Genomic DNA, 24,692 nt, shown 5'->3' with positions numbered 1-24,692 from the left:
CGTCGGCCGAGGGCGCGGTAGGTCCAGCCGGCGGCGGTCCAGGCCTCCCGGTCCAGGGCGTTGCGGCCGTCGAGGACCCGCTTGCCGGCCACGACCTGCCCGAAGGCGACCGGGTCCAGGTCGCGGTACTGCCGCCACTCGGTGAGCACCAGCACCGCGTCGGCCCGGTGCGCGGCCTGCTCGGGGGTGGGCGCGTAGTCCAGCTGCGGCCAGGACCGGCGGGCGTTGTCGATCGCGGCCGGATCGGTGACGCACACCACCGCGCCCTGCAGTTGCAGCTGGGCGGCGACGTTGAGCGCCGGGGAGTCGCGGATGTCGTCGGAGTCGGGCTTGAACGCCGCGCCGAGCACGGCGATGTGCTTGCCCAGCAGCGAGCCGTCGCAGACCTCGCGGGCCAGTTCCACCATCCGGATGCGGCGGCGCATGTTGATGTTGTCGACCTCGCGCAGGAACGTCAGCGCCTGGTCCGCGCCCAGCTCGCCGGCGCGGGCCATGAAGGCGCGGATGTCCTTGGGCAGGCAGCCGCCGCCGAAGCCGAGGCCGGCGTTGAGGAACTTGCGCCCGATCCGGTCGTCGTAGCCGATGGCGTCGGCCAGCTGCTTGACGTCGGCGCCGGTGGCCTCGCACAGCTCGGCCATCGCGTTGATGAAGGAGATCTTGGTGGCCAGGAAGGAGTTGGCCGCGGTCTTGACCATCTCCGCGGTGGCGTGGTCGGTGACCACCTTCGGGGTGCCGCGGGCCACGATCGGCGCGTACACCTCGTCGAGCAGCGCCCGGGCCACGTCGCCGTCCGCACCGGCCGGGAGCCCGTACACGAGGCGGTCGGGCTCGAGGGTGTCCTGGACGGCGAAGCCCTCGCGGAGGAACTCCGGGTTCCAGGCCAGCAGCGCGCCCGGCACCTTCTCGCCGACCAGCTCGGCCAGCCGCGCCGCGGTGCCGACCGGCACCGTGGACTTGCCCACCACCAGGTCACCGGGGGCCAGGACGCCCAGCAGCGCCTCCGTGGCCTCCTGCACGTGGCGCAGGTCGGCGGCGTACTCGCCTCGCTTCTGCGGGGTCCCGACGCAGACGAAGTGCACCTGCGCCCCGGCCGCGTCGGCGACGTCGGAGCTGAACCTCAGCCGGCCCGTGGCCAGCGTCCGCGCCAGCAGCTCCTCGAAGCCGGGCTCGTAGAAGGGCGCCCGCGCCTCGTTGAGCGCCGCGATCTTCGGGCCGTCCACGTCGATGCCGACCACCTCGTGACCCAGCTCCGCCATCGAGGCGGCGTGCACCGCGCCCAGATAACCGCAACCGACCACCGAGACCCTCATCGACACCGACTCCCCCTGCGACGTCCGACCCACCGACCGTCCGGCCGGCTGGGCGCCACCGGGCGGATGCCCGGTGACGAGCGGCGATGCTGACATCCCCGGGAGGTCCCCGGAAGGCGCGGGGAGGTGTCCGCCGGGCCCCAGCCGCGGGAATCAACCCCAAGGGGGGAGGGCCTCCCCGGGAACCCGTCCGTCCGGCCGGGCGAGACCTATCGTCCGACGGGCGCGGCTCGGGCCGCGGGGCCGGACGGCCTGATCCGACACGGGGGAACGAGGACGCAGGATGAACTTCGGCGAGATGGTCCGAGCGCTGCGGTGGGGCTGGTGGATGCCGACGCTGGGGCTCCTCCTCGGAGGCCTCGCCGCCGTGGCGGTCACGCTGACGACCACACCGGTCTACACGTCCCACACGCAGCTGTTCGTGTCCACGACCGACTCGTCCTCCACCGCCGAGGCATTCCAGGGCAACCAGTTCGCGGAGAAGCGCATCGCCTCCTACGCGGAGCTGCTGACCAGCCAGGAACTGGCCGCCCGGGTCGTGGCCGAGCTCGGCCTCGACCTGACGCCGGGTGAGCTGGCCGCCCGCATCGACGCGGCTCCGGTCTCCGGCACGGTGGTCCTCGACGTCAGCGTCACCGACCCCTCGCCCGCGGAGGCGCAGCGCGTCGCCCGGACCGTCGCCGACGAGTTCATCGCCGCCGTGGAGGAACTGGAGACCCCGGCCGGCTCCCTCACGTCGCCGGTCAGGGTCACCGTCTTCGGTGCCGCGGACCTGCCGCGTTCGCCCAGCGCGCCGCAGCCGGTGCTCGACATCGCGGTCGGACTGGTCATCGGCCTGGGCCTGGGCGCCGCCACGGCGGTGCTCCGCGCCCGGCTGGACCGGTCGGTCAAGGACCCGGAGGAGGTGGCGGACCTGGCCGGTGCGCCGGTCATCGGCGTCGTCCTCCGGGACGGTGACCTGCACGCGCAGCACCGGGTCGACCTGCAGAGCTCTAGCCGGTCGGCCGAGGCCTACCGGCACCTGCAGACCAACCTGCAGTTCCTCGACGTCGACACGCCCCCGCGGGTGCTCATGGTCTCCAGCGCCATGCCGTCCGAGGGCAAGACGACGGTCGCGGTCAACCTGGCGCTCGCCCTGGCTGACGCCGGTCAGCGGGTGGCGCTCATCGAGGCCGATCTGCGGCGCCCGCGGGTCACCAGCTACCTCGGCCTCGTCAACGGTGTGGGCCTCACCAACGTCCTGGCCGGTCGAGTGCGGGTCGAGGAGGTGGCGCAGCCCTACGGGGAGGACGGGGGCCTCGTGGTCATCGGGGCCGGACCGTCGGCACCGAACCCGGCCCAGCTGCTCGCCTCGGGCGCGATGGGCGCGCTCCTGCAGGACCTGCGGGGCAGCCACGACTACGTCATCCTCGACGCCCCGCCGCTGCTGCCCGTCGCCGACGCGACCGGCCTGGCGGTCCTGGCCGACGGCGTCCTCCTCTCCGTGCGCCACGGCAGCACGACCCGGGAGCAGCTGCAGCGGACGCGCGCGACGCTGGACCGCGTGGGGGCCCGGACGGTCGGGACCGTCCTGAACATCGTGCCGGCGCGGGACGACGTCAGCGCGGCGTACGGCTACAGCAGCGAGTACGCCGCCCGGCCGGCGTCCGCGGCGCGTTGACCGACCCCCGGTCACGGGCGGTCGGTGACTCGCCCCCCGCGACCGCGTTCCACCTGCTGTTCGTCTGCACCGGCAACATCTGCCGGTCAGCGGCGGCGGAGCGGCTGGCCCGACGGCGGCTCGAGGAGCTCCTCGGGGACGCCGCCTCCGCCGTGCAGGTGCGCAGCGCGGGGACGCGAGGGGTGGTCGGTGCCGCGGTGCACCCCGACAGCGCCGCGGCCGTGTGCGCGCTGGGTGGGGACGTCGAGGGGTTCACGGCACGCCGGCTGCGCCCGCGGATGATCACCGAGGCCGACCTGGTGCTGACGATGACGCGGGAGCACCGGCAGGCCGTGCTCGCCCTCGAGCCGCGGGCGCTGTCCCGGACCTTCACCCTCCGCGAGGCGGCCGACCTGGTGCGGCTGGCCGGCTCGCAGGCGCCGGACGGCGACCCGCGCAGCCTCGTCGGCCGGATGGCCGCGGCCCGACGGCTGCGGACCGGCGGCGCGGAGGACGACATCGACGACCCGATCGCCGGCCCCCCGGAGGCGCACGCCCGCGCGGTCGCGGACATCGCCGAGTGCCTCGACCCGGTGCTCGACCGCGTCCTCCGCAGCCCGAGGGGACGGGTACCTCGCTGAGTGCAGGGGTCCTCGTTGGCGAAGTCACCCAAGCAGGCAGAGGAGCCGCCCAGGTCTCGACAGCGCGTATCGCGCCGTCACCACGGCGCTCGAGTGGTCGGTGGCAAGCCGCACCGACGGCACGGCGCCCGGCCCTCCGAGGTCCCTGAGCTGGTGCGGTGCGGTTCGCTCAGCCGAAGCGGTGGAGCTGTACGACGTCGTCAGCGCCGCAACGCCTCCAGGAGATGCAGCGCCTCCTCCACATCGATCGTCGTGGCACCCGGCACCTCACCGTGGCGTCCCCTCAGCGTCAGTGCGAAGCCGTACGCGTGCGGGAAGAGGCCGCGAGCCTGCGGGATCTGCTCCTCGGTGAGCGGCAGAGAGAAGACCACAGGACGCTCTGCGGCCATCCGATCCAGGTCGGCGGCATCGACCTCGTCCGGGCTCGAGTCCTGCAGCGTCGGCCATGGGTCGGTCAAGTCCGGGAACACCTCGACGTAGACCCAGTCGGGAGTTGGGGCGTCATAACCGGTCCACCGGCTGACGACCCATTCCGGGTCGTCGTCCTCGTCCGCCGGAACGCGCCCGAGCACCCATCCCACGCCTTCGACGGCGAGCTGCTCGCGCCAGCTCTGCGGCGCATCCTGGTTCCACGGCACCTGGATCCACCGAGCCCCCAGGCGGCTGGCGAGGGCGGGGTCCGGCGTGCTAGAGCGGTGTTCCACACAGATCTCCGCGTTCGACACGGCTTGGCGGATGCGCACCGCAGTCTCCTCGTCGAGGACCCTTCCGCCGGGTCGATCACCGAGGAAGACACCGATGACGTCCGCGCCTGCCGCCTCGAGTCGGCGCGCCTCGTCCGGTGACGCGACGCCGTACACCGTCACCTTCACCGCTCTAGTCTTCCTCCGGCTGCGCCATCGGACCGACCGGGACCTCGCCCCCTGCCTGCTGAGCGAGGCTGTTCGCGGCCACCGCTCGGACGAGCCAACCCTCCAGGTCGGGCATGTAGACGATGGTGGCCTTCTCGCCGGGGATGGCGACGTAGGTCGCCTTGTCGACCACCTTGATGATGCCCTTGTCCGAGGTGGAGATCTTGTAGTAGGAGCCTCCGTGTCGACCGCCTCCAGGGTGTACCTGGACCTGCATGATCTTCCTATCGCCCTTGACCTCGAGGATCTGCGCCAGTTTCGACCCCTTTTTCGACTGCCTCGGGACGACCTGCCGCCCGGCCAACCGGAAGACGTCGGCGATCTCCTCGGGGCTACGTCCCCAGATGATCTTCGGATTCGCCGAGAGCCGTTCGATCCACCGCACAGCCGCAGCGGCGTCCTCGGCGAGCGCCCCACCTCGGGACAGTGCGCGCGTCACGCGCTCCGCCGCCTTGCTTGCCTTGACGGCCTCGACGAACTTCTGCACCTTCGGCAGGTTGGCGAGGACCTTCGACACCTTGGAGGCCTTGCCGATCCACTTGATGCCGGCGATGACGCCCGAGGAGAAGACCAGCAGCAGCACCTCCATGATCGCGTAGCCGATGACCCAGCCGCGGAAGTGCCAGCGCGCGAGGAGCCCCGGGGCGTCCCAGCGCTCCAGGAAGCGGTCCAGCCAGCCTCGGACGAGGGTGCCCCAGTCGAGGTCCTTGAGCTGCTCCCACAGCTCCTTGGCGTCCGAGAGCAGGTTGCCTGTGAACAGGCTCTTGAGGATGTCCCACAGCATCACCGCCAGGTCCTTGAGACCGACGAGGACATCCCACAGCGACTCCAGCGCGCCATGCAGCAGCCCTGCGACGAAGGCGGCAGCCCCCGCGGTGAACGTGGCCACGGCCTCGGCCGCGGCCTTTACCGTCTGCCAGGCCTCGTGCGTGATCGAGCCTGACGAGACCTTGCCGCGCAAGCTCTTGAGGAATGCCGGACCGGGTATCCAGATCATGTAGCCGGCGCGCGTTCTGGTGTCCTCCCAGTCGGCGTCGGGCGAGGGCTTGTAGATCCCCCGCCGCCCCTCGCCGGCGTTGACGTACACCAGCCCGTTCACGTAGAACCGGTGGTCACTGCCCCACTCGGCTGCACCCCCGTAATACCTCCGTGAGATGTCGAGAGCTGTCTCTCCCTGCGCGATCCAGTGGATCTTCGCTTCCGGCTCGGGGAGGTTGGTCTTGACGTGCGAAGTGGCGCAGTAACCCCAACGGCCGTCATCGGTCGACACGAAATACCAACCGCGCTGCTCGGAATCCACGAACACCCGCGTGTTGAAAGGCAGCAGCCCTAGTGCGCGTCCCCCGGGCGAGGGGGCATCCCGCAGGGTCGCTCCCTCGAGCCGGTAGACGATGCCGTGCCGCTTGACGTCCGCCTCGGGCAACGGTCTCGCTTCGGGCTTCTCCGCCTCTGGCAATTGCTGGCGGAGAACCACACCGGGCCGCGCTCGACCCGTCGAGCACTGCACCACGTGTGCCAGCTCGTGCGCCAGGAGACGCTGCCCATCGGGGCGGTCGGGCCGGTACGCCGCCCCGAGGACGATGTCCGGCCCGACGGTGTAGGCACTCGCGCCCATGGCAGCGGCGCTCCTGGCAGCCCCGCCGTCCGCGTGCACGCGGACGGCGCTGAAATCGTGGCCGAAACTCCGCTCGAAGGCAGCCCGCGTCTCTGCATCGAAGGGGCGGTGTCCGCCGCCGGACCCTGGTGGAAGACCGGCCGTCGCATCGCGGTGTAGGGCCTCCGTGGCCATGCGATCGGCGTCGCGCTCTTCCCAATCGCCACGGGCACTGGCCCGCACGGCCCTGTGTTGGACGCCGAAGGGCCCCATGTGGCCGAGGGCTGGATGCGGCGGGACCTCGTGGCGTGAGACATCTCCGACAGGGCGGAGTGATTCCCGGCTCCCGGCCACGATGTCAGGATCGCCGGTCCTCGTCACCGTCTCGTCACCTGCCGGCTCCGACACCGACGTGAGTGCTCGGCGACGTGGTTCTCGTGCGGCCTCGCCAGCCCGGACGACGTGGTGGGGACACTGCCGCCCTGCCCCGTCCCGTCGGCCTCAGCCGGCCGGCGGTGCCCCGCGGGACCGGGCCGCCGTCAGGACGGCCAGCTCGTCGCGGAAGAGCCGCCGGGTCGCGACCAGCGCGATGACGGCGGCCAGCACGCCGCTCCCCGCGGTGCCGAGGACGACCACGAGGTCGGGGAGCGCGGCTCCGCGCAGCACCGTGGCGACGGGCCAGGCCACCGCGGCGGTGGCGGCGGCGAGTGGCAGCGACCTGGCGTAGCTGCGGAGCACGCGCCCGACCAGGCCGCGGCTGATCCGGGCCGAGAAGACCAGCATCGTGACGAAGTGCGCCACGATCGCCGCGGACGCCCCGACGGCGACGCCGGTGATGCCCCAGAGGCTGCCGATCGCGCAGCCCACCGTCACCTCGGCCGCGTAGAGCCACTGCCGCCAGGCGCCCCCGAGCACCGCACCGGTGGCGCGCGTCAGGGAGCCGCTGATCTTGTAGGCGGTCCGCGGCAGGAGTACCACGGCGAAGACCTGCAGGGGCAGGACCACCGCCGTCCAACCGGGCCCCAGCAGGATGGCGACCACCTCGGGAGTCAGGACGAACAGCAGCACGCTGCTCGGCAGCGTGAGCAGGGCGACGAGCGACCCGGCCAGGACGTAGGCCCGGGCCAGGCGGTCGGAGTCGTCCTGGATCCGCGACAGCGACGGGAACAGCACCTTGTCCGCGACGGTCCCGATGAGGTTCGCGGGCTGGACGAGCAACTGGTAGGCCCGCGAGTAGACGCCCAGCGCGGCGGGGCCCAGCGTCGAGGTGACGACGAGGTTGTCCCCGTTGAGCCCGACCCAGTTGCCCAGCTGCGAGAACGAGTACGCCGACCCGAAGCCCAGGACCCGCCGCGCCGACGCCACCATGACCGCCCACGGGCGAGGCCGCACGGGGTGGCGGACCAGCGCGTAGGCCCCGGCGGCCGTCATCAGCGCCTGGACGACCTGCCCCCACACCAGGGCCGCCGCACCGGCACCGGCGGACGCGAGGACGACCGTCGTCCCCAGGTACCCGACGCCGTAGGACGAGAGCTCGACGAGCACGAGCGCGCGGAAGCGCAGGTGCCGCTGCAGGAGGCCCAGGGACACCGAGCTCAGGCCGCCGAGGACCAGCACGACCGACAGCAGCCGCAGGAACCAGGAGTCGGCCGGCAGGCCGACCAGCGGGTTGACCACCGGCGCGGCCAGGAACAGCAGCCCGGCCAGGACCACGCCGAGCGCCGCGGCCACGGAGAAGGCGGTGGCCACGTCCGCGCGGCTGAGGCTGCGCGACTGCACGAGGGCGGGCCCGATGCCGAGCTGCCCGAGCACCACGGCCAGGCCCATCACGACGGTGGCCGCCACCGCGGTGCCGAACTCCTCGGCCGTCAGCAGCCGGGAGAGCACGACGATCGAGACGAGTTGCAGCAGCGCCTGCCCGAGCGCGCCGACCATCGACCAGGACAGCCCGCGGACGGCCGAGCGGGTCATCGACCGGTCGGGCCCCGCGGCGGGAGCAGCCGCCCCGACGGTGTCCGAGGAGCTCACCTGCCGAGCCGCACCACGCCGACGAGGACGCCCCGGGCCGTGCGCCGGGCCGCGCGCAGCACCCGGGGGCGGCTCCGCTTGACCGCCGTCCGCACCGTGAGCAGCAGCCACGCCAGGACCATCCCGGGCTCGGCGAGCAGCGCGACCGGCCACGCGGCCGGCCGGGCCAGCAGCAGACGGCTCGGGACGCCGGTGACCCGCGGGGAGAACACGGTGAGGACGGCGCCGCCGTAGGAGCTGACCCCCAGCGGCGTGTCGACGTCCGGGGAGCGGTCGTGCCGGCCGAGGACGGTGGGGGAGCCCGCCAGCGCCGGCCGCTCGCCCCGGAACTCCTGCAGGAACTCCCAGTCGATGACCTTCAGCCCCTCGACCGCGTCGCTCACCAGGTTCAGCGGCGTGAGGTCGAGCAGGTAGCTGCCGCGCTCGTGCACGGTCCGCGCGAGCCGGGCCAGCGCACGGCTCGTTGCCGGCGTCAGCTGCTCCTGCGGGCCGTCGGGGAGGGCGCGCCGCACGTGCGCCCGGGTGTCGGTGTAGCGGGGCGACAGCAGCCAGTTGCTGCCGGCTTCCAGCAGGGTGGGCACCTCGGGCAGGTCGGCGAACTCGGTCCGGGCCCGCAGCTCCCGCTCGAGGAAGCGGTGGGCGCTCGGGTGGAAGACCTTGCAGACGCACTCGCCGAACTCGGGGTGCTCGACGACCGCGGTCACGGCGCGGCGGCGCCTGCTCGGCAGCAGCTCCACGACCGGGTACGGGAAGGCCGTCGCGGCGCGGAGGTCGGCGATCCGCTCCCGGATCCCCGCCAGGACGCCGGGGTCGTCCAGGGCGTCGAGGTAGTCCAGCGCCTGGCGGGCGTTGTCCGAGCTGTGCAGGGGGTTGAACCTCGCCCCCGACGGCCGCCCGGACAGCAGGCGACGGCGGACGGCGAGCTTGCTGGCCGTCACGCGCTCGGGGGAGGGGGCCGCCCCCTCGACGACGGCGGCGAGGTCGAAGGCCACGACGTAGGCGGCCGGGCCGCCGCCGCCGACGGCGAAGGGCCCGGCGCCCCAGTTCCCCCCGCGCACCCGCGCGCGGACCCGCGCCGCCTGCTCCGGGTCGAGCGGCACGGTGACCAGCGGCTCCCACCCCTCGCGCAGCAGCTCCGCCCGCACCCGGTCGACCAGGTCGGCGGCGTGCTCCCGGACCACGAAGACGGCGAGCCCGGGCAGGTCCGCGTCGGCGGGGCCGAACTCCCGGTCGAGGTGGCCGCGGAGCCAGGGGTTGGCCTCGGCGAGCTTCTCGAGGGTGTCCAGCGGCGGGCGCAGCCCGCTCGCCGCCAGGTGCGCGTCGAGGTCGGCGAGGGTGAGCCGGATCGACAGCCCGACGTCCGCGGCGAGGTCGCCGAGGATCGAGACGTAGTCGTGCTCGGGGGCGCCGGTCGCGCGGGCAGCCCCGGTCTCGGCGGGCAGCCCCGACCGCAGCCCCTTGTGGTAGGCGACGTGGTAGGCCATGGAGTCGAAGTGGTCGGCCGGGGAGGGCACCCGGTACCGCCCCCGCCACAGGACGGCGCGGTCGAGCACGCGGGCGGCCAGCGCGGGGGACAGGTAGGGGATCCCGCGGAAGTCCGACCCCGGCAGCCCCGTCTCCGAGTAGACGTCGAACGCCTGCCGGGCCGGTGCCACCCGGTGCGACCCGAGCAGCGTCCGCAGCAGCGGGAGGTCCTCGTCGGCGACCAGGACGTCGACGTCCTCACCGGGGTCGACGTCGGGGAGCGCCTCGAACCACCGCAGGACGGCGTACCGCACCCCCCGGCGGTTCAGCTCGTCGAAGAACGAGTCGATCGAGAGCCCGGCCCGCAGGTGCCGGCGGGTCGCCTCGCGAGGGGCCAGCAGGCCCAGCCCTCCACCGGTCAGCACCCGTGCGTCCATCCCACTTCCCCCGTGTCCGACTGACGGCGCCGGTCTGCCGGCTCCGTCCGATCGACGGCGCGATCGTGCACGCCGTCCGTCTGGCCTGGATCCTCTCGCCCCTCCGCCCGTCCGCCGGGACTGTCGGGGGCGCCCTCACCCCTCGGAGGCAACCACCGGGGTGCGGCCGACCGGCGTCCGACCGGGTCCCGCGTGCCGCCGCACCCCGCCGCGCGCCGCGCGGGCCGCCGCCCGCACGGTCCGCTGCACCGAGGGCAGGGCCAGGACCCGCAGCAGGCCGGGGAGGACGACGCCGGGGACGACGTCCCCCGCCGGCAGGTAGGACGACGCCGGGCGCCCGTAGTCCAGGTGCCGGGACAACCCGCGCCACCACAGGACGCCCAGCCGGCCTCGGGTCACCACGGCCCGGACCGGACCCGGCAGCCCCACCAGCGCGGCGTCGGCGTGCCCGACCAGCAGGTCCCGCTCGGCCTGCACCGCGCCGACGACGTTGCCGGTGATCGTCCCCCCGTGGACGGCGCGGGCCGTCACCGGCGTGGTGCGGTTCCACAGCCGGCCGCGGGCGGCGGGGTCGCCGGCGAGGACGAGCCAGAAGGCGTAGTCGACCAGCCGCCGGACCGCGGGGAACCCGCCGACGCCGACCGCGGGCTGACGGCGGATCAGCGCCGAGGAGCTGATGAAGGGGTTGCGCTGCCACAGGCCGCGCAGGTCGACCGGCCGGGCCGGGCCCAGGGCGGGCGCACCGGACGGCGCCGCAGCGGTGTCGGTGACGGCTCCGAAACCGAGGACCCAGGCGTCGGGGTGCGCATCGACCGCCTCCGCGAACAGCCGGCCGGCCCCGGGCAGCAGCCGGTCGTCGCTGTCGAGGACGAGCAGCCACGGGGCCCGCGAGCGGCCGAGCAGGACCTGGCGGGCGTGGCCGACGCCGCGGTTCTCGGCCTCGTCGATCACCTCGGCGCCCGCCGCGCGGGCCCGCTCCGCCGTCCGGTCGGTGCTGCCGTCGGAGTACACCAGCACCCGCTCGGGTGCCGGCCGCTGCGCGAGGGCCGAGGCCACGGCCGCGGCGATGGAGTCCTCGGCCTGGTACGCCGGGACGAGGACCTCGTAGGTCAGCGTCATGCGGGTGCTCCCTGGGGTCGTCGAGTTGCGATGGGCACCGCGGTCCGGGCCTCGCCGGCCCGCGGCGCGGCGGCCGACGGCGGCTGCGGATCGAGGGAGGCGCCCTCGTCCCCGGGCAGCAGGTGCGCGAGGAGCACCAGCAGCACGGTCAGGCACGCCGGGTAGAGCAGCACCGGGTCGGAGATGCTCGTGATGAGGGCGTAGGCCACCAGCACCAGGGCTGTTCGCGAGGCCCGCGCGGCCAGCAGCAGGACGGCGAGCCCGACCGCGGCCACGAGACTGCCGATGCGCCCGACCTCCAGCCACAGCTGCACGTAGGTGCTGTGCGCGCCGAGCTCGTCGCCCATGACCGAGACGGTCTGGCCCCAGCCGATGCCCAGGAGCTCGTGTCCGCGCGTGGCCTCCAGGGCGTCCTGCCACTGCCCGAACCGCCACCCCGAGGCGTTCCGACCGGACAGCCCCCCGGTCTCGGCGATGCTCGCCAGCCGGGTGACCACGGTCGTCCCGACGAAGGGCAGTGCCGCGACCGCGGGCAGCAGCAGGCCGAAGAACCGCCGGGCACGCAGCCACAGGGCCGGGAGGAGGAGCACCACGAACACCAGCAGGGCGGCGCGGCTGCCGGTGAGCAGCAGGGCCAGCAGCAGGGTGGCCGCCGAGCCGAGCCGCAGCGCGGTGAACCGGGTGGCGTACAGCTGGTACAGCAGGACCAGGCAGATCGTGTAGGCGGCGAAGTTGGGGTGCCCGAACAGGCCGCCGAAGCGCTGACCCACCCCTTCCGCGGTGCCGAACGCCTCGGGGTAGCCGGTCAGGGGCTGGGCGATGAGGACGAGGGCGCCCACGGTCACCCCGATCTCGACCCACGTCGTGGTGCGACGGCGCGTCTCCGGCGCGGAGTTGGCGACCAGCAGCACCAGGACGACCAGCGACAGGAAGCGTGCGGTGCCGGGCAGGCCGGCCCCACCGTTGGCCGCAGCCGCGAGGGTCACGGCCAGCGCGAGAGCGGCAGGCCACGCGGCCAGCGGCGTCCCGACCCGGCGACGCGCCAGCAGCCAGCCGGTGCCCACGGCAGCGCCGTACAGGACCGTGACGTTGTCGAGGGTCACCGGGCCGGCCGCGTACCCCGAGAGGAACAGCGGGCCGCCGACCATGGCCGCCACGGCCGTCGCCCGGGGCCGGCGGACCGTCGCGCACAGGACGGCGAGGCCGAGGACCGCCGCACCGGTCGCCAGGGGCGCCAGGACGGCGCCGGCCACGGTGGCCACGATGGCGACCCCCGGGGCCAGGGGCCAGAGCCGCGCGTGCAGGCGGGTGGGGCTCATGCGCCCGCGCGCGCGGCCAGGGCCAGGAGGAGCAGCGCGCGCGGGCTCTCGACCAGGTAGCGCCGGCCGAGCCTGCGTGGCTGGCAGGCGAGCCGGTAGGCCCACTCGAGACCGACCCGGCCGATCCAGCCGGGAGCCGCGGGCATGTCGCCGGTGACCATCTCCACGGCGCCCCCCACGCCGACGACCAGGCCCCGGGGGAGGAGCGCGGCGAGCGCCTGGCCCAGCGGCTCACCCAGCGGCGCACCGAGGGCAATGAGGACGACGTCGCAGTCGGCGGCGGCGACCTCCCGCGCGACGGCCGCCACGTCCCACGTGCGTGCGTCCCCGTGCTGGCTCCAGGCCAGGGTCACGTCGTTGCCCGCCAGCCGATCGGCGAACGCGGCGGCGACGTCGGCCCGCGTCCCGAGCAGGGCGACCCGCCGCCCGGCGAGCGCACCGTCCCGGAGCAGCGCGTCGACGATCTCGCGGCCGGTCACCCGGGCGCAGTTCCGCCCGGCGCGCCGGGCCAGGTACGCCAGGGGCCACCCGTCCGCGGAGACGAGGTCGGCCGCCGTCGCGGCCTCCGCGGCCCGCTGGGAGGTCGCGATGAGGTGCACGTGCTGGAGGTTGACCGTCTGCACGCGGACCGGCTGCGTCTGCCAGGGCGCGGCGAAGACGTCGGCCAGGGATGTGACGAGGCGGCCGTCCTGGGCGCAGGAGCGCCAGAAGCCGGCCACGCGGGTGGAGGGGGTCGACGTCAGCACGGGTTCTCTCCTCTGGAGGGCAGGACGCGGGCCGGGTTGCCGGCCACGGAGGCGGCGGGCGGGACGTCGTGCAGCACGACGCTCCCGGCCCCGATGAGGGCGCCCCGGCCGACGGAGATGGCCCCCAGCAGGACGCTGTTGGGACCGACGTCGACGTGGGAGGCGAGCACGGGGCAGTCCTCGTCGGTGCGACGGGCGCCCAGCGTCGTGCTGTGCCGGAGGGTGACGGAGTCGCCGATCCTGGTGGCCCGGTTGACCACCAGACCCATGCCGTGGTGGATCGCCAGACCGCGGCCCACGGACGTGGAGACGGGCAGGTCGATGCTGAACAGCCGGAGCGCGACCAGGCGGTAGAACAGCATGAGCGGCGCGGCCGGCAGGCGGCGGAGCCGGCCTCCGCCGCCCCGGGCTGCCTGGGCGAGGCGGAACAGCACCAGCACCACCTGGATGCCCGGCCGGCCACGGTTGGCCGACCAGTCCTGGAGGGGGCCGGAACGGCCCCCGGGAGTCGTCCCCATGGCTCAGGCCGCCCGGTACGAGGTGGCCAGCGCCCGGCCGACCGCCTCGACGCTGCAGTGCTCCTCGGCCCAGGTCAGGCCCCGCCGGCCCCAGTCGGCGCGCTGCGCCGGGTCGGCGAGGAGGTCGCCCAGCCGGGCGGCCAGCCCGGCCGGGTCGCCGTCGACGAGGGAGACGCCCTGCTCCTCGCCGAGCTGGCCGATCTCCCCGACGGCTGTGGTGACGACCGGGACCCCCAGGGCGAGGCTCTCGAGGACGAACATGGGCAGCGCCTCGTCCCGCGAGGGCAGGCAGGCCACGCGTGCGGAGCGCAGGACGCCGAGCAGGTCGGCCCGCTCCAGCGAGCCGACGTAGCGCATCCCCTCGGGCAGGTCCGTCACGGGGAGGTCCCCCAGGGGACCGCACAGCACGCAGGTCGCCTGCGGATGGCGCCGGCGGACCCCCGGCCAGGCGGCGACGAGCCGGTCGACGCCCTTGCGGCGCCCCACCTCGCCCCCGAAGACGACGTCGGCGGTGTGCGACGGGGCCGGCGCGGCGTGCAGCTCGTCCAGGTCGACCGGGTTGAGCACCGGCCGCACCGGGGTGCCCGGGCACAGCGCGGCGACCCGCGCCCCGGCGTGGGGACCGAGCGGGAACACGACCCGGCAGGCGCCGAGGACCCGCCGCACCAGGCGCGGGTGCCGCTCGGAGAAGTCCAGGAAACGCGCGCCGTGCAAGGTGGCCGCCGTCCTGATCCCCAGGGCCCGCGCCACGAGGAGCACCGCACCCTCGCGCAGGAAGGAGCCGCCCTCGCTGAGGTGGGCGTGCACCCAGTCGGGGCGCCTGCCGCGGCGACGGACGAGCCCGGTGAGCAGGCCCAGCGTGGCGGCGAGACCGCGGTCGCGAGCCGACGGCGCCCACGTCGCGGCGGCCGTGACCCGGAGGCCCGGGGCGGGCGAGCGCGAGAGCAGGGTGATGACCGTCGCCATGCCGCCCGTGGTCCGCACGTCGGGCCCCACGTGCAGGATGTCCAGCTCGTCGCTCACACACTTCCCCCGTCGTCGAACACTGCCGGGCGAAGGTAGGTAGCTGATCACCGGGATGTCACCGCGCGGTGACCCGATGGAGTGAGAGCCCGGGGGGACGTCGACCCGAAGTGGCGAGACCGCGGCCGGACGCCGTCCCGACGGCCCCCTCGCCGGCCCGGAGCAGGAGCCCCCGACCGGGACTAACCTGGAGGTCCGGCCCCCCGCGCACCCGGCGCGCCGAGCGCGGCCACCCGACCTCAGGAGACCTCTTCGTGACCCTCCGCGGCGTGCTCGACGTCGTCCTCACCGACCCCGGGGTGGCCCGCGTCGTGGCCGCCGCGGGGAACGCGGAGCTGGCGGTCACCGCGCCGCCGTCCGTGCAGCCGCTGGTCGCCGCGGCCCTCGCCACGCCGCGGGGCGGTGCCGGCGTGCCCGTCCTCGTCGTGACGGCGGGGGAGCGGGACGCCGACGCGGTCGCCGACCAGCTGCGCTGCTTCCTGCCCGACCGGCGCACCGAGGTCTTCCCGGCCTGGGAGACGCTGCCGCACGAGCGGCTCTCCCCGCGCGCGGACACCGTCGGCCGGCGGCTGGCGGTGCTCCGCGACCTGACCCACCCCGGCGCCAACGGCACGATCGACGTCCTGGTCGCGCCGGTGCGCAGCGTGCTGCAGCCGCTGGCCCCCGGCCTGGGCGACCTGGTGCCGGTGGAACTGAGGCCGGGGGACACCGCCGAGCTCGACGACGTCGCCCGCGCACTGACCGACGCCGCCTACACCCGCGTGGAGCTGGTGGAGAAGCGCGGCGAGTTCGCCGTCCGCGGCGGCCTGCTCGACGTCTTCCCGCCCACCGAGCCGCACCCGGTCCGGGTCGAGTTCTGGGGCGACGAGGTCGACGAGCTGCGCTACTTCTCCGCCGCCGACCAGCGCTCGCTCGACGAGCGCCCGGAGCGGCTGTGGGCGCCGCCGTGCCGCGAGCTGCTGCTCACCGACCAGGTCCGCGAGCGGGCGGCGGCACTGGCCGCCGAGCACCCCGGCCTGCTGGAGATCCTCGGCAAGCTCGCCGAGGGGATCGCCGTCGAGGGCATGGAGTCGCTGACCCCGGCGCTCATCGGGGACGCGCACATGCAGCTGCTCACCGACCTGGTGCCGCCGGGCACGCACGTGCTGGTCTGCGACCCCGAGCGGGTGCGCAGCCGGGCTGCGGACCTGGTGCGCACGGCCGAGGAGTTCCTCGCCGCCTCCTGGGCGACCGCCGCCGAGGCCGGGGAGGCGCCGATCGACCTCGGTGCGTCCTCCTTCCGCGCCCTGGCCGAGATCGAGGCCGCCGCCCGCGGCCGCGGCCTGCCGTGGTGGACGACGGGCGCCTTCACGCTGGCGGCCGAGGAGGACGACACCCACGTCACCCTCGACGCCACGACCGTCGAGCGGTTCCACGGCGACCAGGCCCAGGCGATCGACCGGATGCGCACCTGGCACCGGCAGGGCTGGCGGGTCGTGGTGACCTTCGCCGGTCCCGGCCCCGCCCAGCGCGCCGCCGACCAGTTCACCGAGGCCGACCTCGGCACCCGGCTGGTGCCCGACATCGCCGGCGCGCCGGACCCGCGGCTGACCCACGTCACCCAGGGCAGCCTGGAGACCGGCTTCGCCCTCCCGGGCGTGGGCCTGGCGCTGCTCACCGAGCACGACCTCACCGGGCAGCGCGGCACCTCGATGCGCGACGCGGTGAAGATGCCCGCCCGCCGGCGCAACGCCGTCGACCTGGTGCAGCTGCAGCCCGGCGACCTCGTCGTCCACGAGCACCACGGCATCGGCCGCTACATCGAGATGGTCAGCCGCACCGTCAACGGCGGCCAGCGCGACTACCTGATCGTCGAGTACGCGCCGTCGAAGCGGAACCAGCCGCCGGACCGGCTCTTCGTGCCGACCGACGCCCTCGACCAGCTGACCCGCTACGTCGGCGGCGAGGCCCCGGCGCTGTCCAAGCTGGGCGGTGCGGACTGGCAGAAGACCAAGGGCCAGGCGCGCCGGGCGGTCAAGCAGATCGCCGCGGAGCTCATCCGGCTGTACTCGGCGCGGATGGCGACCAGGGGACACGCCTACGGCCCGGACACCGTCTGGCAGCGCGAGCTCGAGGACGCCTTCCCGTTCCAGGAGACGCCCGACCAGCTGGCCGCGATCGACGAGGTCAAGACCGACATGCAGCACCCGGTCCCGATGGACCGGATCATCTGCGGCGACGTCGGCTACGGGAAGACCGAGATCGCCGTGCGGGCGGCCTTCAAGGCGGTGCAGGACGGCAAGCAGGTCGCCGTCCTGGTGCCGACGACGCTGCTGGCCAACCAGCACTACAAGACCTTCTCCGAGCGGATGGCCCAGTTCCCGGTCACCGTGCAGGTGCTGTCCCGGTTCCAGTCCGAGGCCGAGTCGCGGGAGATCCTGCGCCGGCTCGCCGACGGCGAGATCGACATCCTGGTCGGGACCCACCGGCTGCTGCAGCCGACCACCCGGTTCAAGGACCTGGGCCTGGTCGTCGTCGACGAGGAGCAGCGCTTCGGCGTCGAGCACAAGGAGTACCTGAAGACCATGCGGACGGCGGTCGACGTCCTGTCGATGTCGGCCACCCCGATCCCGCGCACCCTGGAGATGTCGCTGACCGGCATCCGCGAGATGTCGACGATCCTCACCCCGCCGGAGGAGCGGCACCCGGTGCTGACCTACGTCGGCGCCTGGGACGACAAGCAGATGGCCGCGGCGATCCGCCGGGAACTGCTCCGCGACGGGCAGGTCTTCGTCATCCACAACCGGGTGCAGTCGATCGACAAGGCCGCGGCCAAGATCCGCAACCTGGTGCCCGAGGCCCGGGTGGCGGTCGGCCACGGGCAGATGAAGGAGCACGAGCTCGAGCGGATCATGGTCGGCTTCTGGGAGAAGGAGTACGACGTCCTGGTCGCGACGACGATCGTCGAGTCGGGCCTGGACATCCCCAACGCCAACACCCTGATCGTCGACCGGGCCGACACCTTCGGACTCTCGCAGCTGCACCAGATCCGGGGGCGGGTCGGCCGTGGCCGGGAGCGGGCGTACGCGTACTTCACCTACGACCCCAGCCGGCCGCTGACCGAGACCTCGGTCGACCGGCTGACCACCATCGCGCACAACACCGACCTCGGCGCCGGCATGGCCGTGGCGATGAAGGACCTGGAGATCCGCGGCTCGGGCAACCTGCTCGGCGGCGAGCAGTCCGGGCACATCGCCGGCGTCGGGTTCGACCTGTACGTGCGGCTGGTCGGCGAGGCGGTCACCGACTACCGGGCGCAGCTCAACGGCGAGGAGCCGCCGGCCGAGCCCGCCGACGTCCGGGTGGACCTGCCGGTCGACGCCCACCTGCCGCACGACTACGTGCCCGGGGAGCGGCTGCGGATGGAGGCCTACCGCAAGGTGGCCTCGGTGCAGTCCGACGAGCAGGCGCAGGCGGTGCTCGACGAGCTCACCGACCGGTACGGCACCCCGCCGGCCCCGGTGCTCAACCTGCTGGCCGTGGCCCGGTTCCGGGCCGCCGTGCGGCAGTGGGGGATCACCGAGGTGTCGATGCAGGGCCGGGCGATCCGGATCTCCCCCGTCCCGCTGGCGGAGTCCAAGCAGATGCGGCTGGCCCGGCTGGCCGACGGCGCCACCTACAAGGCCGCCGTCGACACCATCTCGCTCAAGGTGCCGGTCGGCCCGGACCGGCGGACGCCGCTGCGGGACGTGGCGCTGCTGGACCACCTGCGGTCGCTGCTGGCCGCCCTCCTCGAGCAGCCGGCCGCCCGCGCGTCCTGAAGGCCGTGGCCCCCGGGAGGACCCCGTCCTCCCCGCCACCCGCAGGCTCGCGGCGTGGCCCCGCCCGGAGGCTCGCCGCGAGCTCGCGAGTGGTGAGTGGGGCCGGGTCCCTTCTGTGGCACCCTCCGAACCGTGCAGACGCGTCGCCTGACCGCATCGCTGGCCGTGGGCCTGGTCGCGCTGGCCGGGGTGGCCGGCTGCCGCACCGACCCGGGCGTGGCCGCCTACGTCGGCGACGAGGAGCTGACCGTCGGCGAGCTGCAGACCGCGGTCGACACCCGCCTCGAGGACCCGGCGCTGGCCGAGGCCGCCACCGGGCGGGAGGAGGAGTTCACCCGGCTGGTCCTCAACCGGTTGGTGCAGGCCGAGCTCTACGACCGGTTCGCCCAGCGCTACGGCGTCACGGTGGACGACGGCGACGTGCGGGCGCGCATCGACGAGCTGCTCGCCGGCGAGGACCCGGAGGCGGTCTACGCGCAGGCCGCCGCCCAGGGTGTCGCACGGGCCGACGTCGTCGAGACCGTCCGCCAGCAGCTGCTGCGCCAGCGGGTCGCGGAGTCCCAGGGGCTGGCCCCCGGGTTGAGCGAGCAGGAGCTGCGCGCCGCCTACGAGGAACAGGCGCCGTCGCTCGCGCAGGTCCGGTTGGGCTACGTCAACGTCCCCGACCAGGCCGCCGCCGACGCCGCGGTCGCCGCGCTGCAGGCCGACCCGGGGGCCTATCCCGCGATCGCCGCGCAGTTCCCCGGCGACACCACGCTGCCCGAGGTGACGACGCGGGCGCCGGACCAGGTGCCGGCGCCGCTGGCCGACGTCGTCGCCTCCGCCGCGCCGAACTCGGCCACCTCGCTGACCGTCCCCGACCTGCCCGGCGTCCTGGTCGTCTTCGTCGGGGAGCCGGCCGTGCCCGGCTTCGAGGAGGTCCGCCCCGAGCTGGAGGAGAGCGCCCGGGCCGGCGCCGACGCCGCCGCCCAGCAGCTGGTCGCGGACGTCACCGCCGACATCGACGTCACGGTGAACCCGCGCTTCGGCGTCATCGAGGACGGCTCGATCGTCCCGGCCGACGGCGGCGTCGTCGACATCCTCGAGGAGGCGGGCGGCACCGCGCCGGCGGCTGCCGGAGACTGACCGGGTGCCCGTCGCGCTCGCCGTCGTCGTCCACCCCGCCCTCCCCGGCCTGCTCGGGCCCGCCGCCTGGCGGGCGGTGGCGAGCGGGCGCCCGGTCGTCGCGCTGCCCGGCGCCGCCGCGACCGCCGACGCGCTGCGCGCCGGGGGCCGGCCGGTGGACGACGTCCCGGACGCCGCGGCCGCCGCCGCCCGTCCCGACAGCGTGGTCGCCCTCGTCCCGGCCGGGGTCGAGGTGGACGCCGGGGAGGTGGTCGACGCCGCGCCGCTGCCAGGGAGCCGGCTGCTCGACGTCGTCCGGGTGATGGACGTGCTGCGCTCGCCCGGCGGCTGCCCATGGGACGCCGAGCAGACGCACGCGTCGCTGCGCGGCTACCTGCTCGAGGAGGCGCACGAGGCCTACGACGCGATCGTCGACGACGACCCCGCCGCGATGCGCGAGGAGCTCGGCGACGTGCTGCTGCAGGTGGTCTTCCACGCGCGGGTCGCCGCGGAGGCCGACCCGTCCCGCCGGTTCACGGTGGACGACGTCGCCGGCGACCTGGTCGACAAGCTGGTCCGGCGACACCCGCACGTGTTCGGCGAGGCCGGCCCGCGCGACGTGGCGCAGGTCGAGGCCGGCTGGGAGGAGATCAAGAAGGCCGAGAAGCAGCGCCGCTCGCCGACCGAGGGCGTCTCCCGGTCGCAGCCCGCGGCCTCGTGGGCTGCGGCGCTGGTGCGCCGCGCGACCCGCGCCGGCCTGTCCACGCCCGAGTCCGCGGAGCTCGGCTCGGCCAGCCCCGAGGAGCTCGGGGAGCGGCTGCTGGCCGTCGTCACCGCCGCGGAGCAGCGCGGGTGGGACGTCGAGGACGCGCTGCGCGAGGCGGTCCGCCGCTACGCCGGCGAGCTGGACGCCGAGGCGGAGGCGCGCGCGGCCGACTGACCCGGACCCGGCCGACCGGACCGGCCGTCACCCTGCCCGGCAGCGAGGTCCGGGTCGGCCCTCCACCCCGCTCCGGCGCCGACCTCGACCTCCCGCCCTGCCGAGGCGGGCACCGGAGCGGCCACGCCGGTGCGGCCGCGGACGGCCGCGCGCGGCAGGTGAGCCGCTCGCCCGGGCGTCGCTAGGCTGACCCCGTGCCCAGCATCGACGCCGTAGGCGCGCGGGAGATCCTCGACTCGCGCGGAAACCCCACCGTGGAGGTCGAGGTCGCCCTCGACGACGGGACGATCACGCGGGCCGCCGTGCCCAGCGGCGCCTCCACCGGCGCCTTCGAGGCGGTGGAGCTCCGGGACGGCGGTGAGCGCTACGGCGGCAAGGGCGTGACCAAGGCCGTCGACGGCGTCCTCGACGTCATCGGCCCCGAGCTGGTCGGCTACGACGCCAGCGAGCAGCGGCTGGTCGACCAGCGGCTGCTGGACCTCGACGGGACACCGGACAAGTCCCGGCTGGGCGCCAACGCGGTCCTCGGCGTCAGCCTCGCGGTGGCCAAGGCCGCGGCCGAGTCCGCCGGCCTGCCGCTGTTCCGCTACGTCGGCGGGCCCTCGTCGCACCTGCTGCCTGTGCCGATGATGAACATCCTCAACGGTGGTGCCCACGCCGACAGCAACGTCGACGTGCAGGAGTTCATGATCGCCCCGATCGGCGCGCCGACCTTCGCCGAGGCGCTGGCCATGGGCACCGAGACCTACCACGCGCTCAAGTCGGTCCTGAAGAAGGACGGCCTGTCCACCGGGCTGGGCGACGAGGGCGGCTTCGCGCCGAACCTCTCCAGCAACCGGGCGGCGCTCGACCTGATCGTCCGGGCCGTCGAGTCGGCCGGCTACTCCGTGGGCACCGACATCGCCTTCGCCCTCGACGTCGCGGCCACCGAGTTCCACGCGGACGGTGCGTACGCCTTCGAGGGCAGGAAGCTGTCGGCGGAGGAGATGACCGCGTACTACACCGAGCTGGTCGACGCCTACCCGATCGTCTCGATCGAGGACCCGCTGTCCGAGGAGGACTGGGACGGCTGGGTCGCGCTGACCGCCGCCCTCGGGCACCGGGTGCAGATCGTGGGCGACGACCTGTTCGTGACCAACCCGTCCCGGCTGGCCGACGGCATCGCCCGCAACGCCGCCAACGCGCTGCTGGTGAAGGTCAACCAGATCGGCACGCTCACCGAGACCCTCGACGCGGTCAACCTGGCCCACCGCAGCGGCTACCGCTGCATGATGAGCCACCGCTCCGGCGAGACCGAGGACACCACGATCGCCGACCTCGCCGTCGCCACCGACTGCGGGCAGATCAAGACCGGTGCGCCGGCGCGGAGCGAGCGCGTCGCCAAGTACAACCAGCTGCTGCGGATCGAGGAGGAGCTGGACGACGCCGCCCGGTACGCCGGTGCGGCCGCCTTCCCCCGGCTGGGCGCGGCGGCCGGCGAGTGACCGGCCGCGCCCGCCGGTGAGCGCGGCGCGCGGCCGCCGCGGCGGCTCGGGCGCGGCGCCGTCGGGCCGACGGCGCTCCACGGGGCGGCCCCTCTCGGGTGCGGCGTCCCGCCCGGTCCCGGCCGGCTCCCGCTCGGGTGCGGGCATCCGGCCGGAGCCGCGCCGCGCCGTCCGCCGCACCACGCGGACGGCGGCCTCGGGCACGCCCCGCCGGCCCCTGGTCACCGGCCGCGCCGTGCTGCTGGCCGGCCTGGTCCTGGTGCTGCTGCTGACCCTGGCCGGCCCGGTGCGCCAGTTCCTGGCCGGCCGCGCCGAGCTGACCCGGCTGGCGGCGGAGGGCGCCGCCCTGGACCAGCGGGCCGAGCAGCTCGAGGAGGAGCTGGAGCGGCAGGCCGACCCGGCCTACACCGTGCGCCAGGCCCGCGAACGGCTGGCCTACGTGCTGCCCGGTGACCGGCTGGTGGTCGTGGTCGACGGCGAGGCCGTCGAGGGGGACGCCGGCACCGTGCCGGAGCCCGAGGACGGCGAACTGCCCTGGTACGAGGCGCTGCTGCAGTCGGTCGCGGTGGCCGACGGCGACGAGGAGCCCCACGGGTGAGCGAGCTCGCGAGCTCACCGATGGGCGCAGCACGGACCGGGACGTGGCCGACGAGCGCCGGCGAGGAGACCACGTGACGGAACCGATCACGCCGGAGGAGCGGGAGGTCGTGGCCCGCCAGCTCGGGCGGCCGCCGCGTGCCCTGCGCGCGGTGGCGCACCGCTGCCCCTGCGGTCAGCCCGACGTCGTGCAGACCTCCCCACGGCTGGAGGACGGCACCCCGTTCCCGACGCTGTACTACCTGACCTGCCCGCGGGCCGGCGCCGCGGCCAGCCGGCTGGAGTCCACCGGTCGGATGCGGGTGTGGCAGGCCGACCTGGGCACCGACCAGGAGCTCGCCGCCGGGTACCGCGCGGCCCACGAGGCCTACCTGGCCGAGCGTGACGCGCTGGGCGAGCTGCCCGCCCGCACCACCGCCGGCGGGATGCCCGACCGCGTGAAGTGCCTGCACGCACTGGCCGCCCACGCGCTCGCCGCCGGCCCGGGGGTCAACCCGGTCGGCGACCGCGCCGTGGCCGAGATGGGGGAGTGGTGGGCCAACGGCCCCTGCGCCCTGCCCGAGGAGCGAGCATGACCCGCGTCGCCGCGATCGACTGCGGCACCAACTCCATCCGCCTGCTGGTGGCCGACGTCCCGCCGGAGGGAGCGCACGCCGACCTGCTGCGCCGGATGGAGGTCGTGCGGCTCGGCCAGGGGGTCGACGCCACCGGCCGGCTGGCGCCGGAGGCCATCGAGCGCACCCGGGTGGTGCTGGCGCAGTACGCCGCGCAGGCCCGCGAGCTCGGCGCGACCGCGGTGCGCATGGTCGCCACCAGCGCCAGCCGGGACGCCGCGAACCGCGCCGACTTCGAGGGGATGGTGCTGGCCACGCTGGGCCAGCTGCCCGACGTCGTCCCGGGCGACGAGGAGGCGCGGCTGTCCTTCCTCGGGGCCACCGCCTCGCTGGACGCCGCCGTCGCCGCGCACGGCCGGCCGCGGCCGCGCCCGCCGTACCTGGTGGTCGACATCGGCGGCGGGTCCACCGAGTTCGTGCTCGGTGACGCCGGCGGGGTGCGCGCGGCCCGGTCGGTCGACGTCGGCTGCGTGCGCCTCACCGAGCGGCACCTGCACGGGGACCCGCCCTCGGCCGACGAGATCCAGCGCGCCGAGGCCGACATCCGCGCCGCGCTGGCCGATGTGTCCGCCGCCGTCCCGGTGGGGGAGGCCGCGACCCTCGTCGGCCTGGCCGGCTCGGTCACCACCGTCGCCGCGCTCGCCCTCGGTCTGCCGGCCTACGACGCGACGGCGATCCACGGATCGCGCATCCCGGTGTCCGCCGTCCGCGCGGTGACCGCCGGGCTGCTCACCGCCACCCGCGAGCGGCGTGCCTCCCACGCCGTCATGCACCCGGGGCGGGTCGACGTCATCGGCGCCGGGTCGCTGATCCTGCGGGTGCTCATGGACGCCTTCGCGCTGGACGACGTCGTGGTGAGCGAGCACGACATCCTCGACGGCATCGCGCTGCAGCTGGCTCGCGCAGCGGTCAGGGAGAGCCCTCGTTGAGGCCGGGCGGCAGCTTGCCGGTCAGCGACTGGTAGGCCGCCGCCGCGCCCCGGGCGGCGACCAGCCGGCCGGCCGCCACGGCGACCCCGGACACCGCGGCCCACGCCAGGGCCTCGCCCCAGCCGACGCCCGGCGCGGCCGGGTTCTTGGGCGGCTGGGTGCCGCGCGCGGCGTACCAGGCGGCGTCGCTGAGCTTCCGGACGGCGATCCCCGCGGGGACGGCCATACCGGTGCCCAGCAGCTTCCAGGTCAGCGGTGCCTTCTGCTTCTTCCTCCGGGCCACCTCGCGATCATGCCGCCCCGCAGGCCGTCCGCGCTCGCCCAGGTGGTCTGCTGGACCCCATGAAGGACCCCGCTGCCCCCCGTGAAGGACCCCCCTGCCCCCCGCCACTCGCAGGCTCGCGGCGGGACCCTGCAGGGGGGCCGATCGAGGCTCGCGGTGGGCCCCTGCACCCAGGCCGCCCTGGCGACGCGG

Annotated in this window: 20 protein-coding genes; 9 read left to right on the top strand and 11 right to left on the bottom strand. The window is 75.0% G+C overall.

Annotated features, from left to right (window positions below; genetic code table 11):
* Positions 1 to 1,310 (bottom strand): UDP-glucose dehydrogenase family protein (locus BMW27_RS22285; RefSeq protein WP_091448589.1); only part of this gene is annotated, 1,310 nt, incomplete at its 3' end.
* Between the two features lie 283 nt (positions 1,311 to 1,593).
* Between BMW27_RS22285 and BMW27_RS22280 the strand changes: the two genes are divergently transcribed.
* Together BMW27_RS22280 and BMW27_RS23775 are read left to right on the top strand one after the other, a co-directional pair.
* Complete coding sequence (locus BMW27_RS22280) at positions 1,594 to 2,970, top strand: tyrosine-protein kinase domain-containing protein (RefSeq protein WP_091448570.1); 1,377 nt, start codon at positions 1,594 to 1,596, stop codon at positions 2,968 to 2,970.
* Positions 2,967 to 3,590 (top strand): arsenate reductase/protein-tyrosine-phosphatase family protein, encoded by a 624-nt coding sequence (locus BMW27_RS23775; RefSeq protein ID WP_091448568.1) that lies wholly within the window; start codon positions 2,967 to 2,969, stop codon positions 3,588 to 3,590. Before BMW27_RS22280 ends, BMW27_RS23775 begins: the two co-directional genes overlap by 4 nt.
* 200 nt (positions 3,591 to 3,790) lie before the next feature.
* Here the strand turns inward: BMW27_RS23775 and BMW27_RS22270 are convergent, their stop codons facing one another.
* The 9 genes from BMW27_RS22270 to BMW27_RS22230 all read right to left on the bottom strand — a co-directional run bounded on the left by BMW27_RS22270 (position 3,791) and on the right by BMW27_RS22230 (position 14,749).
* Positions 3,791 to 4,462: a hypothetical protein gene (locus BMW27_RS22270; protein ID WP_091448566.1), complete on the bottom strand. Its 672-nt coding sequence runs from the start codon at positions 4,460 to 4,462 to the stop codon at positions 3,791 to 3,793.
* Between the two features lie 4 nt (positions 4,463 to 4,466).
* Positions 4,467 to 6,338, bottom strand: coding sequence for an eCIS core domain-containing protein (locus BMW27_RS22265; RefSeq protein WP_175486626.1), 1,872 nt, complete (start codon positions 6,336 to 6,338; stop codon positions 4,467 to 4,469).
* Between the two features lie 258 nt (positions 6,339 to 6,596).
* Entirely contained in the window at positions 6,597 to 8,123 is a 1,527-nt protein-coding gene (locus BMW27_RS22260) for a lipopolysaccharide biosynthesis protein (protein WP_091448562.1), read from the bottom strand.
* Positions 8,120 to 10,024, bottom strand: a complete 1,905-nt coding sequence (locus BMW27_RS22255) for a hypothetical protein (protein ID WP_091448560.1) — start codon at positions 10,022 to 10,024, stop codon at positions 8,120 to 8,122. The genes BMW27_RS22260 and BMW27_RS22255 overlap by 4 nt, the downstream gene beginning before the upstream one ends.
* A gap of 135 nt (positions 10,025 to 10,159) precedes the next feature.
* A complete protein-coding gene (locus BMW27_RS22250; RefSeq protein WP_091448558.1) occupies positions 10,160 to 11,143 on the bottom strand; it encodes a glycosyltransferase family 2 protein in 984 nt (327 codons plus the stop codon).
* Complete coding sequence (locus BMW27_RS22245) at positions 11,140 to 12,462, bottom strand: O-antigen ligase family protein (RefSeq protein WP_091448557.1); 1,323 nt, start codon at positions 12,460 to 12,462, stop codon at positions 11,140 to 11,142. The genes BMW27_RS22250 and BMW27_RS22245 overlap by 4 nt, the downstream gene beginning before the upstream one ends.
* The gene (locus BMW27_RS22240; RefSeq protein ID WP_175486625.1) at positions 12,459 to 13,208 is read right to left on the bottom strand and encodes a WecB/TagA/CpsF family glycosyltransferase; all 750 of its coding nucleotides are present in this window, start codon (positions 13,206 to 13,208) and stop codon (positions 12,459 to 12,461) included. The genes BMW27_RS22245 and BMW27_RS22240 overlap by 4 nt, the downstream gene beginning before the upstream one ends.
* Positions 13,202 to 13,726, bottom strand: coding sequence for a serine O-acetyltransferase (locus tag BMW27_RS22235; RefSeq protein WP_091448554.1), 525 nt, complete (start codon positions 13,724 to 13,726; stop codon positions 13,202 to 13,204). The genes BMW27_RS22240 and BMW27_RS22235 overlap by 7 nt, the downstream gene beginning before the upstream one ends.
* 3 nt (positions 13,727 to 13,729) lie before the next feature.
* Positions 13,730 to 14,749 (bottom strand): glycosyltransferase family 4 protein, encoded by a 1,020-nt coding sequence (locus BMW27_RS22230; protein ID WP_091448552.1) that lies wholly within the window; start codon positions 14,747 to 14,749, stop codon positions 13,730 to 13,732.
* A 254-nt stretch (positions 14,750 to 15,003) separates the two neighbouring features.
* On the opposite strand from BMW27_RS22230, the gene mfd reads away from it, so the two are divergent.
* The 7 genes from mfd (at position 15,004) to BMW27_RS22195 (ending at position 24,217) form a co-directional block, all read left to right on the top strand.
* On the top strand, positions 15,004 to 18,549 hold the full coding sequence (gene mfd, locus BMW27_RS22225) for a transcription-repair coupling factor (protein ID WP_091448550.1): 3,546 nt from the start codon (positions 15,004 to 15,006) through the stop codon (positions 18,547 to 18,549).
* Positions 18,550 to 18,681: 132 nt separating this feature from the next.
* Positions 18,682 to 19,674 carry a SurA N-terminal domain-containing protein gene (locus tag BMW27_RS22220; RefSeq protein WP_091448548.1) on the top strand — a complete coding sequence of 331 codons (993 nt, stop codon included), beginning with the start codon at positions 18,682 to 18,684 and terminating at the stop codon, positions 19,672 to 19,674.
* 4 nt (positions 19,675 to 19,678) lie between these two features.
* Positions 19,679 to 20,593 (top strand): nucleoside triphosphate pyrophosphohydrolase, encoded by a 915-nt coding sequence (locus BMW27_RS22215; RefSeq protein ID WP_091448546.1) that lies wholly within the window; start codon positions 19,679 to 19,681, stop codon positions 20,591 to 20,593.
* Positions 20,594 to 20,787: 194 nt separating this feature from the next.
* Positions 20,788 to 22,077, top strand: coding sequence for a phosphopyruvate hydratase (gene eno / locus BMW27_RS22210; protein WP_091448544.1), 1,290 nt, complete (start codon positions 20,788 to 20,790; stop codon positions 22,075 to 22,077).
* Between the two features lie 16 nt (positions 22,078 to 22,093).
* Positions 22,094 to 22,675 carry a septum formation initiator family protein gene (locus BMW27_RS22205; protein WP_091448585.1) on the top strand — a complete coding sequence of 194 codons (582 nt, stop codon included), beginning with the start codon at positions 22,094 to 22,096 and terminating at the stop codon, positions 22,673 to 22,675.
* Between the two features lie 73 nt (positions 22,676 to 22,748).
* A complete protein-coding gene (locus BMW27_RS22200) occupies positions 22,749 to 23,249 on the top strand; it encodes a DUF501 domain-containing protein (protein ID WP_091448542.1) in 501 nt (166 codons plus the stop codon).
* Positions 23,246 to 24,217: a Ppx/GppA phosphatase family protein gene (locus BMW27_RS22195; protein WP_091448539.1), complete on the top strand. Its 972-nt coding sequence runs from the start codon at positions 23,246 to 23,248 to the stop codon at positions 24,215 to 24,217. The genes BMW27_RS22200 and BMW27_RS22195 overlap by 4 nt, the downstream gene beginning before the upstream one ends.
* Here the strand turns inward: BMW27_RS22195 and BMW27_RS22190 are convergent.
* Positions 24,198 to 24,500 (bottom strand): DUF4235 domain-containing protein, encoded by a 303-nt coding sequence (locus BMW27_RS22190; RefSeq protein ID WP_091448537.1) that lies wholly within the window; start codon positions 24,498 to 24,500, stop codon positions 24,198 to 24,200. The two genes, BMW27_RS22195 and BMW27_RS22190, sit on opposite strands and share 20 nt — an antisense overlap.
* Positions 24,501 to 24,692: the final 192 nt, after the last annotated feature.

The sequence above is a fragment of the Geodermatophilus poikilotrophus genome (assembly GCF_900111455.1).
Lineage (GTDB): Bacteria > Actinomycetota > Actinomycetes > Mycobacteriales > Geodermatophilaceae > Geodermatophilus > Geodermatophilus poikilotrophus.
Note: the sequence above shows the minus strand (reverse complement) of the source record. Positions and strands in the feature narration are given on the sequence as shown.